The sequence below is a fragment of the Streptomyces sp. NPDC044002 genome, from assembly GCF_056434525.1.
Genome location: NZ_JBWKEZ010000021.1, coordinates 57,044 through 69,332 on the forward strand (window position 1 = coordinate 57,044; position 12,289 = coordinate 69,332).

Annotated in this window: 11 protein-coding genes; 1 reads left to right on the top strand and 10 read right to left on the bottom strand. The window is 73.7% G+C overall.

Translation table 11 applies throughout. The annotated features are described in order from the left end of the window. Position 1: 1 nt before the first annotated feature. Both AC07A6_RS17920 and fmt read right to left on the bottom strand, forming a co-directional pair. A complete protein-coding gene (locus AC07A6_RS17920) occupies positions 2–1,468 on the bottom strand; it encodes an RsmB/NOP family class I SAM-dependent RNA methyltransferase (RefSeq protein WP_478777680.1) in 1,467 nt (488 codons plus the stop codon). 52 nt (positions 1,469–1,520) lie between these two features. Then, complete coding sequence (gene fmt, locus AC07A6_RS17925) at positions 1,521–2,465, bottom strand: methionyl-tRNA formyltransferase (RefSeq protein ID WP_478777681.1); 945 nt, start codon at positions 2,463–2,465, stop codon at positions 1,521–1,523. Between the two features lie 247 nt (positions 2,466–2,712). Here fmt and AC07A6_RS17930 point away from each other — a divergent pair, with 247 nt between their 5' ends. Next, entirely contained in the window at positions 2,713–3,225 is a 513-nt protein-coding gene (locus tag AC07A6_RS17930; RefSeq protein WP_362468200.1) for a hypothetical protein, read from the top strand. Between the two features lie 597 nt (positions 3,226–3,822). Here AC07A6_RS17930 and AC07A6_RS17935 read toward each other — a convergent pair. From AC07A6_RS17935 to AC07A6_RS17970, 8 genes are all read right to left on the bottom strand, one after another. Further along, positions 3,823–5,922 (bottom strand): primosomal protein N', encoded by a 2,100-nt coding sequence (locus AC07A6_RS17935; RefSeq protein WP_478777682.1) that lies wholly within the window; start codon positions 5,920–5,922, stop codon positions 3,823–3,825. Between the two features lie 83 nt (positions 5,923–6,005). Continuing rightward, positions 6,006–7,214, bottom strand: coding sequence for a methionine adenosyltransferase (gene metK / locus AC07A6_RS17940; protein ID WP_125817760.1), 1,209 nt, complete (start codon positions 7,212–7,214; stop codon positions 6,006–6,008). A gap of 194 nt (positions 7,215–7,408) precedes the next feature. Further along, entirely contained in the window at positions 7,409–8,635 is a 1,227-nt protein-coding gene (coaBC, locus tag AC07A6_RS17945; RefSeq protein ID WP_478777683.1) for a bifunctional phosphopantothenoylcysteine decarboxylase/phosphopantothenate--cysteine ligase CoaBC, read from the bottom strand. A 90-nt stretch (positions 8,636–8,725) separates the two neighbouring features. After that, entirely contained in the window at positions 8,726–8,998 is a 273-nt protein-coding gene (rpoZ, locus tag AC07A6_RS17950) for a DNA-directed RNA polymerase subunit omega (protein WP_004948662.1), read from the bottom strand. A gap of 28 nt (positions 8,999–9,026) precedes the next feature. Next, a complete protein-coding gene (gene gmk, locus AC07A6_RS17955; RefSeq protein ID WP_478777684.1) occupies positions 9,027–9,590 on the bottom strand; it encodes a guanylate kinase in 564 nt (187 codons plus the stop codon). A gap of 61 nt (positions 9,591–9,651) precedes the next feature. Then, a complete protein-coding gene (locus tag AC07A6_RS17960; RefSeq protein WP_030234009.1) occupies positions 9,652–9,975 on the bottom strand; it encodes an integration host factor in 324 nt (107 codons plus the stop codon). Between the two features lie 282 nt (positions 9,976–10,257). Beyond that, positions 10,258–11,100 carry an orotidine-5'-phosphate decarboxylase gene (gene pyrF / locus AC07A6_RS17965; protein WP_478777713.1) on the bottom strand — a complete coding sequence of 281 codons (843 nt, stop codon included), beginning with the start codon at positions 11,098–11,100 and terminating at the stop codon, positions 10,258–10,260. A 5-nt stretch (positions 11,101–11,105) separates the two neighbouring features. After that, a complete protein-coding gene (locus AC07A6_RS17970) occupies positions 11,106–12,215 on the bottom strand; it encodes a quinone-dependent dihydroorotate dehydrogenase (protein ID WP_478777685.1) in 1,110 nt (369 codons plus the stop codon). Positions 12,216–12,289: the final 74 nt, after the last annotated feature.

Genomic DNA, 12,289 nt, shown 5'->3' on the forward strand with positions numbered 1-12,289 from the left:
CCTACGCGGTGCGGCGCAGCAGGGCCAGGTACATGGCGTCCGTACCGTGCAGGTGCGGCCACAGCTGGACGTCCGGGCCGTCGCCCAGCGCCGGCACGCCCTCCATGTACGGGCGGGCGTCGACCAGTTCGGCCGCCACCGGGGCGTTGCCCGCGCCCCGGCCCCGGAGCACGTCCTCGACGACCACCCGGGTCTCCGCCAGGTGCGGGGAGCAGGTCGCGTACCCCACGATCCCGCCCACGCGGACGGCGGACAGCGCCTCGCGCAGCAGCGCCCGCTGGAGCGGCGCGAAGCCCTCCAGGTCCTCCGGGCGACGCCGCCAGCGGGCCTCCGGACGGCGCCGCAGCGCCCCCAGGCCCGAACAGGGGACGTCCATCAGGACCCGGTCGAAGGAGCCCGGCAGCCACGCCGGGCGGGTGCCGTCGGCCGCGATGACCTGGTACGGGCCCGGGTTCCCGGCCAGCGCCTTCTCCACCAGGCGCGCCCGGTGCGGCTGCTTCTCGGAGGCCAGCAGGAAGGCCCCGCGCTCCGCGGCCAGCGCGCCCAGCAGCGCCGCCTTGCCGCCGGGGCCCGCGCAGCCGTCCAGCCACCGCTCGTCGCGGCCCTCGACCGGCACCGCCGCCAGAGCCATGGCCACCAGCTGGCTGCCCTCGTCCTGCACACCGGCGCGCCCCTCGCGGACCGCCTCCAGCGCGCCCGGCTCGCCGCCCTCGGCCATCCGGACGGCGTACGGGGACCAGCGCCCCGGCAGCGCCGACTCCTCGCCGAGCGCCTCGACCAGCTCCTGGGGCGTGGACCGGCCCGGACGGGCCACCAGCGTCACCTCGGGCCGCTCGTTGTCGGCCTCCAGCAGGTCCTCGATGCCGGCCCGGCCGCCGCCCAGCGCGTCCCACAGGGCGCTGACCACCCAGCGGGGGTGCGAGTGGTAGACCGCCAGGTGCTCCTCGGCGTCCTCCTCGTACGGCGGCGCGACCCGCTCCAGCCAGCCGTCCAGGTCGTGCGCGGCGATCTTGCGCAGCACGGCGTTGACGAACTTCGCCCGCCCGTCGCCGAGCACCACGCGCGCCAGCTCCACGCTGGCGGAGACCGCCGCGTGGGTGGGGATACGGGTGCCCAGGAGCTGGTGCGCGCCGAGCGAGAGCACGTCCAGGACCGGCGGGTCCACCTCGCGCAGCGGCCGGTCCACGCAGGCGGCGATCACCGCGTCGTACGTGCCCTGCCGGCGCAGCGTCCCGTAGACCAGCTCGGTCGCCAGGGCCGCGTCCCGCGCCTGGAACCTCTCGTCCTGCCGGGCCTTCTTCAGCAGCGGGGGCAGGACGAGGTTCGCGTACGCGTCGCGCTCGTCCACCGCCCGCAGCGCCTCGAAGGCCAGCATCCGGACGGGGTCCTTCTGCGGCCGGCGGTAGGGCTTGGCCTGCTTGCCGGCGCCGGTCTTGGGGGCGGGACGACGACGGGGCTGTTCGCTCACGTGAAAGGTGCTCCGGAGATACGAGGTGCGGTTGCGTTCGGGCGGCTCGGGATCAGCCTACGTCGGCGGCGCCCAGGCGCTCGCCGGGAGCGATGCGCACCCCGCGGGCCCAGTCGGCGCCCTTCATCGGCTTCTTGCCCTGCGGCTGCACCCAGAGCAGCTCGACGGCGTGCGAGCCGGTGCCGACGTACACGTTGTTCTTGGCCGGGGCCAGCACGCCCGGGGCGAGGTCCGTGCGGTCGGGGACCAGCCCGACGGAGATCAGCTTGAGGCGCTCGCCGCGGAAGACGGTCCAGGCGCCCGGGGCCGGGGTGCAGCCGCGCACCACGCGGTCGGCGCGCAGCGCGGGGGCGTTCCAGTCGACGCGGGCGTCCTCGACTGTGATCTTCGGCGCGAGGGAGACCCCGTCGGCGGGCTGCTCCATGGCGCGCAGGCTGCCGTCCTCGATCCCGTCCATGGTCGCGGACAGCAGTCCGGACCCGGCGAAGGCGAGGCGGGTCAGCAGGTCGCCGCTGGTGTCGCTCGGGCGGATCTCCTCGGTGAGGACCCCGAAGACCGGGCCGGTGTCGAGGCCCTCCTCGATGCGGAAGGTGGAGGCGCCGGTGACCTGGTCGCCCGCCATGATCGAGTGCTGCACGGGGGCCGCGCCGCGCCAGGACGGCAGCAGCGAGAAGTGCAGGTTGACCCATCCGTGGCGGGGGATGTCCAGCGCGCTCTTGGGGATCAGCGCCCCGTACGCGACGACGGGGCAGCAGTCCGGGGCGATCTCCCGCAGCCGGGCCTGGAACTCCGGGTCGCGGGGCCGGACGGGCTTGAGGACCTCGATCCCGGCCTCCTCCGCGCGCTCGGCGACGGGGCTGGCGACCAGCCGGCGGCCGCGCCCCGCGGGGGCGTCGGGCCGGGTGACGACGGCGGCGACCTCGTGGCGCCCGGAGGCGATCAGGGCGTCCAGGGCGGGTACGGCGACCTCGGGGGTGCCTGCGAAGACCAGCTTCACTGGGTCCTACCTCGCTATCTCGGCTGTCAGCAGCGCACCAGTCTAGGGGACGGACACCCCGGCCCACCTGCGGTATCGGGGGGCGTACGCACACACGCGCGCCTCTCGCATATGCCGACACGCCCCCAGTGCGTGACCTGGGCGCCCGCTGGCGCGTTGGTCAAGAGAGATTGACCGAAACGGGCCGCGATCAAGACGGTGTCTGCGGCCCGATCCGCTCTCCAGCACCGGTTCGAGAGGCTTCTCCATGGCCGACCACGCCACCCATGACGCCCAAGCACGGGCCAGCCTGCACCTCCTGGTGCGGGACATCGAGCGGGTTCGCCGACAGGTGGACGCACTGCGTACGCTCACGGCCCAGCTCGGCAACGTGTACCGCCCGCGCCGCTCCGGGCCCTCCACGGGCTTCGTCGTCTACGGCAGGGCCCCCGCCCCCACCGTCCGGCTCGCCCAGGAACTGAGGGACAGCGTCGAGACGCTGGTCACCGCGGCGGTGGACTTCGACCGCTCCCTCGGCTTCTCCTGGGACGCCGTCGGTTCGGCGCTCGGCGTCACCAAGCAGGCCGTGCACCGCCGCTACGGGGCGCGCCGCGCGCAGGCCGCCGAGGCGGCGGAGCCGATGGCCGAGGGCACCACGACCCGGACGCTGGGCCCGCTGCCCACGATCCCGGCGGCGCGCTCGGTGCCCCCGCAGCCCGTCCGCGAGGAGGCCCAGGCCGCAGCCCGCCAGTCGGCCTTCCCGGGCCCCCGCAACGGCTGACCCCCACCCCGCCGCCGGGCCGCCGACCCCCGACGGCACCCCCGGGGCTCCGCCCCTCCGGGACATGCATGCCCGGGCCCGTCACCCCGTTCCTCCGGGGTGGCGGGTTCCCGCATGCCCGCCGTCCCGCCTCGGGGTGGCGGGGGCCCTGCGGGGCCGGTCCCCTACCCGCCCTTCCACCGTTCCCAGGGACTCCGCCCCTGACCCCGGTCCTCAAACGCCGGACGGGCTGAAAGAGCCGGGCGCTCCGCGCCCGGTGCGCTCAAACGCCGCGCGGGCTGGAGTGCGCGCAGCGCACTTCCAGCCCCGCCGGCGTTTGAGGCGCGGGGGTCTGGGGGCGGAGCCCCCAGGAAGGGGTCCGGGGCGGAGCCCCGGGGAACGGGCGAAGGGCGGGTAGGGGACCCCGCCCCGCGCAGCGGCACACCCAGCCGCACACGACCACCGGCACCCGCCACCCGAACCCGCCCCGCCCCGCCCCCGACGGACGGAGTCCGGCGCAGCGGCGCGAAGCCCGGGAAGCGCACCAGCGCTGAGCGGTGCGTCGGGAAGGGGTGCGGCGCGTCGGAAATTGGGCGCGGCGCGTCGGGAAGGGGCGCCTCAGCCGATGTCCGGCGGGTCGATCCGGATCCGGATCGGGTCCCCCGCCTGCGCGCCCCGCGCCATCCGCGCGGCCTGGGCCGACTTCAGCGCGGCGGCCAGCGCCGCCCCGCTGCCGGGCGGTACCCGGATCAGCGCCCGCTCCCCCGCCGACGGCTCCCCCCGCCGCCCCGGCAGCGGCACGGGCCCCAGCACCTCCGCGTCCGCCGGCAGCTCGACCGCTCCGAGGAAGGCCTCCAGGGCCTCCCCCCGCCCGGCCACCGCCGCCATCCGGGACACCGGCGGGAACCCCAGCTGGGCCCGCTCGGCCAGCTCCCGCACCGCGTGCCCGACGGGATCCCACCGCACCAGGGCCTGCACCGGCCGCAGCGTCGGCTCGGCGACCACCACCACCTGCCCGTCGGCGCGGACCAGCGAGGCGGCGGCGATCCAGCGGCGCAGGGCTTCCTCCCCCGCCCGCAGGTCGGGCCGGGTCAGCATCGCCCAGCCGTCCAGCAGCAGCGCCGCCGCGTACCCGGCGTCCGCCGCGACCGGCTCGGCACCCGGGGTGCAGACCACCAGCGCGGGCCGGTCGGACACCTCGTCCAGCACGTGGTCCCGCCCGGAGGTGCGCACCGGCACGGCGGGGAAGGCCCGCCCCAGCTCCTCGGCGGTCCGCCGCGCGCCCACCACCTGGGCCCGCAGCCGGAACGAGCCGCACTCCTCGCAGTGCCAGGCGTCCTCGGCCCGCCCGCACCACCCGCAGTGCAGCTCCCGCTCGTCGGGGGCCTCCAGCGGCCCGGCGCACACCCGGCAGCGGGCCGGTGTCCGGCAGCGTTCGCACGCCAGCCGGGGTGCGTATCCGCGCCGGGGCACCTGGACCAGGACGGGCCCGCTCTTCAGGCCCTCCCGCACGGTCTCCCAGGCCAGGCTCGGCAGCCGCGCCGCGCGGGCCGCCCCGTCCCGGGCCAGCTGCTCGTCCCCGACGGTGCGGATCCGGGGCGCGGCGGCCCGTACGGTCTCCCGGTCGGCGACGAGCGGCCGGGCCCAGCCGGTCTCCACCAGCTGGGCGGCCTCGACGGTGCAGCTGGTGCTCCCGGCCAGGAAGCCGCAGCCTTCGCTGACCGCGCGCAGCTCCAGCACCTCGCGCACGTGCGGGAAGGGGGCGTGGATGTCGCCGTGGCTGGAGTCGCCGTCGTCCCACACCGCCACGAGCCCGAGGTCCTGTACGGGGGCGAACATGGCCGCCCGGGTGCCGACCACGGCGCGGACCGAGCCCCGGCTCACCGCGAGCCACTGCCGGTAGCGCTTCTCGGGGCCGGAGTCGGCGGTCAGCAGCGCGTGCCGGCCCTCGCCGAGCAGGGCGGTGAGGGCCGCGTCGACCCGCGCGGCGGTGCGCCCGTCGGGCACCACGGCGAGGGCCCCGCGCCCGGAGGCGAGGGTGGCGGCCATGGCCCGGGCCAGCTCGTCGGCCCAGCCGGGACCGGGCAGCGCCGTCCACACCGCGCGGGGGGTGCCGCCGGTGGCCAGGGCGCGCAGGAAGGCGGGCCCGGCCCCGTAGCGCGTCCAGCCGCCGGGCTCGGGCACGGCGGGCGGGGGCAGCGGTTCGGGCGAGGGCTTGGCCTCGGCGCGGGCGCTGCGCGGCGGCAGGGCCAGCTGGAGCACGTCGGCGAGGCTGCCGGCGTAGCGGTCGGCGACGGCCCGGGCGAGGGCCAGCATGCGGGGTCCGAGGACCACCTCGGGCGAGACGACCTGGGCGAGGGCGGCCAGGGCGCCGTTGTAGTCGGATTCGGCGCGCCGTTCCACGATGAAGCCGTCGATGAGGCCGCCGCCCTCGCGGCGGCCGCCGTGCACCCGGTGCCCGCCCGCGCCGAAGCGGACCCGGACGCGCACGCCGGGCTGGGCGGCCTCGGACAGCTCGGCGGGTACGGCGTAGTCGAAGAGCCGGTCGAGGTGGAGCACGCCCTTGTTCACGAGGACCCGGGCGACGGGCAGTTCCCCGGCCACGGCGGCCCCGCGCCAGGTGCGCGGCTTGGCCTTGGGCGCCTTGGCCTTCGCCTCGGCGACCATCTCCCGGATCAGGGCGAGCTGTTCCGGCTGGGACTCGTTGGCGCTGCTCACAGAGGCATTCTGGCAAACCCCACTGACAGCGAACGGCCCCGGACCGTGGTGGTCCGGGGCCGTTCGGCCGACAGCTCTACCGACTACAGGCCGGCGGCGGCGCGCAGCGCGTCGACGCGGTCGGTGCGCTCCCAGGTGAAGTCCGGCAGCTCGCGGCCGAAGTGGCCGTAAGCGGCGGTCTGGGCGTAGATCGGGCGCAGCAGGTCGAGGTCGCGGATGATCGCGGCCGGGCGGAGGTCGAAGACCTCGGCGATGGCGTCCTCGATCTTCTGGACGTCGACCTTCGCGGTGCCGAAGGTCTCGACGAAGAGGCCGACGGGCTCGGCCTTGCCGATGGCGTAGGCGACCTGGACCTCGCAGCGCGCGGCCAGGCCGGCGGCGACGACGTTCTTCGCGACCCAGCGCATGGCGTACGCGGCCGAGCGGTCCACCTTCGACGGGTCCTTGCCGGAGAAGGCACCGCCGCCGTGGCGGGCCATGCCGCCGTACGTGTCGATGATGATCTTGCGGCCGGTCAGGCCGGCGTCGCCCATCGGGCCGCCGATCTCGAAGCGGCCGGTCGGGTTCACCAGCAGGCGGTAGCCCTCGGTGTCCAGCTTGATGCCGTCCTCGACGAGCTGCGCGAGCACGTGCTCGACGACGAACTCGCGGATGTCGGGCGCGAGGAGCGAGTCGAGGTCGATGTCGGCGGCGTGCTGCGAGGACACGACGACCGTGTCGAGGCGGACCGGCTTGTCGCCGTCGTACTCGATGGTGACCTGGGTCTTGCCGTCGGGGCGCAGGTACGGGATGGTGCCGTTCTTGCGGACCTCGGACAGGCGGCGCGAGAGGCGGTGCGCGATGTGGATCGGCAGCGGCATCAGCTCGGGCGTCTCGTCCGTGGCGTAGCCGAACATCAGGCCCTGGTCGCCCGCACCCTGCTTGTCGAGCTCGTCCTCGTCACCCTCGACGCGGGACTCGTAGGCCGTGTCCACGCCCTGAGCGATGTCGGGCGACTGGGCGCCGATGGACACCGACACGCCGCAGGAGGCGCCGTCGAAGCCCTTCTTGGACGAGTCGTAGCCGATCTCGAGGATCTTGTCGCGGACGAGCTGGGCGATCGGCGCGTACGCCTTGGTCGTCACCTCGCCCGCGATGTGCACGAGACCGGTCGTGATGAGAGTCTCCACGGCCACACGCGAGGTCGGGTCCTCGGTGAGGAGCGCGTCGAGGATCGTGTCGCTGATCTGGTCAGCGATCTTGTCGGGGTGACCCTCGGTCACGGACTCCGAGGTGAACAGGCGACGGGACACAACGCTCCCTGGGGTTGCAGCGGCTGCTGGCTGATCATTTGGCGGAACCACACCGGGGGCTGCGCCCGATCACGTTCCAAGTGCAGTTTATCGGTCGCCACCGTCCGCAGGACCACCCGTCTCGCCCAATGGGAGCCGTGTGACCTGCGGCACTCCATTCTTGCGCACGGAGGTTCCCGCGAGAAGGAAAACGCTCAGGCGCGGCGAAGATCACGTCGGGGCGCGAGTCGCGGGGCGACCTGGTCCCAGATGACGTCCGCCAGAGCTTCCTTCGGACCATACGGTACGGGAGTCTCCGCTCCGTCCGAAGCGAGGATGACGGCCTCGTTCTCCTCGGAACCGAAGGTCTTGTCGGCGCCGACCTCGTTGACCACGAGGAGGTCGCACCCCTTGCGCAGGAGCTTCGCCCGGCCGTTGGCGAGCACGTCGTCCGTCTCGGCGGCGAAGCCGACGACGATCTGGCCCTCCCGGGCCCGCTCGGCGGAGACCTCGGCGAGGACGTCGGGGTTGCGGACGAGGGCCACCGGCTCGGGGTCCTGGCCGTCCTTCTTCTTGATCTTGCCATCGGCGTACACGGCGGGGCGGAAGTCGGCCACGGCGGCGGCCATCACCACGGCGTCGGCGTCCGCGGCGGCCTTGAGCACCGCCTCCCGCAGCTGGAGGGCCGTGCCCACGCGTACGACGTCCACGCCGGCCGGGTCGGGCAGCGCGGTGTTGGCGGCGACCAGGGTGACCCGGGCCCCGCGCGCGGCGGCGGTGCGGGCGAGGGCGTAGCCCTGCTTGCCGGAGGAGCGGTTGCCGAGGAAGCGGACCGGGTCCAGCGGCTCGCGGGTGCCGCCGGCGCTGACGACCACGTGCCGTCCGGCGAGGTCCGGCTCCGCGGCACCCCGGGCCAGGACCCGGCGGCAGACCTCGAAGATCTCCTCCGGGTCGGGCAGCCGGCCCTTGCCGGTGTCCTTGCCGGTCAGCCGCCCGACGGCGGGCTCGATGACGACGGCGCCGCGGCGGCGCAGCACGGCCACGTTCTCCTGGGTGGCGGGGTGCTCCCACATCTCGGTGTGCATGGCGGGCGCGAAGACCACCGGGCAGCGGGCCGTGAGCAGGGTGTTCGTGAGGAGGTCGTCGGCCAGCCCGTGGGCGGCCTTGGCCAGCATGTCGGCGGTGGCCGGGGCTACGACGACAAGGTCGGCCGCCTGGCCGATGCGGACGTGGGGCACCTCGTGGACGGTCTCCCAGACCTCGGTGGAGGCCGGGTTCCCGGAGAGCGCGGCCCAGGTGGCCTCGCCGACGAAGTTCAGGGAGGACGCCGTGGGCACCACCCGTACGTCGTGCCCCGACTCGGTCAGCCGGCGCAGGAGCTCGCACGCCTTGTACGCGGCGATCCCGCCGCTGACCCCCAGCACGACCTTCGGCTTGTCCACTGCTTCTCCCGTGATCGGTTGCATCGGTACCTATGACACACCACAGGCCCGGCAGCGGTGCTGCCGGGCCTGTGGTGACGATGACGTGCCTTACTGGGCCGGGGCCTCGATGGCCTCGGAGGTCAGCAGACCCGCGTTGATCTCGCGCAGGGCGATCGAGAGCGGCTTCTCGTGGACGTGGGTGTCCACCAGCGGGCCGACGTACTCCAGCAGGCCCTCACCGAGCTGCGAGTAGTACGCGTTGATCTGACGCGCACGCTTGGCCGCGTAGATCACGAGGCTGTACTTCGAGTCCGTGGCCTCGAGCAGCTCGTCGATCGGCGGGTTGATGATGCCCTCGGGCGCGGTGATGGAAGAGGACACGCTCTACCTTCCGAAGATGGATAAAAGATCAGACAACTGCCATCAAGGCTAGCAGCTCACGTGCTACGTCCTCGACGGAGGTGTTCACGAGGGTGGTGTCGAACTCCGACTCGGCAGCGAGTTCGGTCTTGGCGGCGTCGAGCCGCCGCTCGATGACCTCGGCGGACTCGGTGCCCCGGCCGGTGAGCCGGCGGACCAGCTCGTCCCAGCTCGGCGGGGCCAGGAAGACCAGCTGGGCCTCGGGCATCGACTCGCGGACGAGCCGGGCGCCCTGGAGGTCGATCTCCAGCAGCACCGGTTCGCCCTTGTCCAGGCGTTCCAGTACCGCGCCGCGCGGTGTGCCGTAGCGGTTGCCCGCGAACTCGGCCCACTCCAGCAGCTCGCCGTTGGCGATCAGCTTGTCGAACTCGTCGTCGTTGACGAAGAAGTAGTGGATTCCGTGTCGCTCACCGGGCCGCGGCTTGCGGGTGGTGGCCGACACCGAGAGCCATACCTCGGGGTGGACCTTGCGCATATGCGCGACGACCGTGCTCTTGCCGACCCCCGAAGGGCCGGAGAGCACGGTCAGCCGCGGACGAACCTCTGCTGCCATAGAGCGATTATCCAGGTTCTCGGGACTGCCTGAGAACGCCGGGAGAACTTCGGGCGACGCCTCAGGCGCCGCTACCGCCGAACTCACGCTCCAGAGAGGCGATCTGGTTGGAGCCGAGACCTCGGACACGCCGGGACTCGGAGATGCCGAGGCGCTCCATGATCTGCTTGGCGCGGACCTTGCCGACGCCGGGCAGCGACTCGAGAAGGGCGGAGACCTTCATCTTGCCGATGACGTCGTTCTCCTGTCCCGTCTTGATGACGTCGTGGAGGGAGGCGCCGGAGTGCTTGAGTCGATTCTTCACCTCGGCCCGCTCCCGGCGAGCCGCGGCGGCCTTTTCGAGCGCTGCTGCGCGCTGTTCAGGGGTAAGGGGCGGAAGAGCCACGCCTACGTCACCTCGGATGTCGAACTGTCGGATACGGACCGGCGGGGAGCCCGTGGGCACCACGCCGGGCGAGGTCCCGAACAGCGATGGAATTCGCTCGCTGCTCGTTCACTCTGGTCGGAGACTAGCGGCCAAGGCCGCTCCAGTCAGCGAGAACGGACGAAAAGTCCTGGTCAGCCTCCACTGAACCGTACATCACAGACATATCACCCCGGTTTTGTCCGGGGAAAGACGTTCGAATTTCGAGTTCGCGTGTGCTCGCGCCGCTCCGGACCCCGGAGATCAGCCCGCGACGGCCTCGCGCACCTCGTCGGCGAAGCGCTTGGCGGAGGCGCGCAGGGCGGCGGCGTCCGGACCGTGCTTCAGGACTCCCCGGGAGACGTTCGGGACCACGTTGGCGACCGCGGCGCCGAAGACCGCCGGGAGGTCGGCCGCGGTCGCGCCCTGGGCTCCGATGCCCGGGGCCAGCAGCGGGCCGTTGATGTCCAGGTCGAAGGAGGACAGGTCGCCCAGCGTGGCACCGACCACCGCGCCGAAGGAGCCCATGGGCTCGGCGCCCGCGTTCTCCGCCGCCAGGTGGGCCAGCATGGTCGCGCCGATGGAACGGCCGTCCTCGCGGACCGCGCGCTGGACCTCCGCGCCCTCCGGGTTGGAGGTAAGGGCCAGGACGAAGAGGCCGGCGCCCGATTCCCGGGCCAGCTCCACGGCCGGGGCGAGGGAGCCGTAGCCGAGGTACGGGGAGACCGTCAGGGCGTCCGAGAACAGCGGGGAGGACGGGTCCAGGAAGGCCGAGGCGTACGCGGCCATCGTGGAGCCGATGTCGCCGCGCTTGGCGTCCATGACCACCAGGGTCCCGGCGGAGCGCGCGTCCGCGACGGTGCGCTCCAGGACCGCGACGCCCTTGGAGCCGAACCGCTCGAAGAAGGCGGCCTGCGGCTTGAAGACGGCGACGGAGTCGGCCAGGGCCTCGACCACCGTGCGGGAGAAGCGCTCCAGGCCGTCGATGTCGTCCGCCAGGCCCCAGGAGGCCAGCAGGGCCGCGTGCGGGTCGATCCCGACGCACAGGGGGCCCCGGGCGTCCATGGCGGCGCGCAGACGGGTTCCGAAGGGGGTCACAGGGGTCACAGAGGTCACAGCGCGGCCTTTCGGGTCTCGGCGCCCACGGCCTCGGCCAGGGTCGCGTAGGGGCTGGCGGCCAGGCGCGCGGCGAGGCCCTTGTGGATGGCGCGGGCGTAGAACGGGCCCTCGTAGATGAAGGCGCTGTAGCCCTGGATCAGGGTGGCGCCCGCCAGGATGCGCTGCCAGGCGTCCTCGGCGTTCTCGATGCCGCCGACGCCCACCAGGACGAGGCGGTCGCCGACGCGCGCGTACAGGCGGCGCAGGACCTCCAGGGAGCGTTCCTTGACCGGGGCGCCGGAGAGTCCGCCGGTCTCCTTGACCAGGGCCGGGTCGGACTTCAGGCCCAGGCCCTCGCGGGCGATGGTGGTGTTGGTGGCGATGATGCCGTCCAGGCCCAGTTCGAGGGCGAGGTCGGCGACCGCGTCGACGTCCTCGTCCGCGAGGTCCGGGGCGATCTTGACCAGCAGCGGGACGCGGCGGTCGGTGACCGAGCGGTCCGCAGCCTCGCGCACGGCGGTCAGCAGCGGCCGCAGGGACTCCGTGGCCTGGAGGTTGCGCAGGCCCGGGGTGTTCGGCGAGGAGACGTTGACGACCAGGTAGTCGGCGTGGCGGGCCAGGCGCTCGGTGGAGACCACGTAGTCGGCGGCGGCCTCGGCCTCCGGCACCACCTTGGTCTTGCCGATGTTGACGCCCACGACGGTCCGGAAGACGGGGTTGCGGGCGGCCAGGCGGGCGGCGACGGCGGCCGAGCCCTCGTTGTTGAAGCCCATGCGGTTGATCAGCGCCCGGTCGGGGACCAGGCGGAAGAGCCGCTTCTTGGGGTTGCCGGGCTGCGCCTGGCCGGTGACGGTGCCGATCTCGACGTGGTCGAAGCCGAGCATCGACATGCCGTCGATGGCGACGGCGTTCTTGTCGAAGCCGGCCGCGAGCCCGAAGGGGCCGTGCATCCGCAGGCCGAGGGCCTCGGTGCGCAGGGACTCGTACCGGGGCGCCAGGGTGGCGGCGGCGAAGGTGCGCAGCACCGGGGTGCGGGCGGCGAGGCGGATCCAGCGGAAGGCCGTGTAGTGGGCCTGCTCGGGGTCCATCCGCTTGAAGACCAGGTTGAAGAACAGTTTGTACATCGTCCGAAAAGTCCCTTCTGCGCTCATGAAGAGGGGGACACCCGGCGCGGTTCGCGCGTCCGGTGTCCCCCTCT

Coding starts and splice junctions, on each gene's coding strand:
- AC07A6_RS17930 (WP_362468200.1), top strand. CDS start 2,713: ATGGCCGACCACGCCACCCATGACGCCCAAGCACGGGCCAGCCTGCAC.
- gmk (WP_478777684.1), bottom strand. CDS start 9,590: ATGGCAGCAGAGGTTCGTCCGCGGCTGACCGTGCTCTCCGGCCCTTCG.
- AC07A6_RS17970 (WP_478777685.1), bottom strand. CDS start 12,215: ATGTACAAACTGTTCTTCAACCTGGTCTTCAAGCGGATGGACCCCGAG.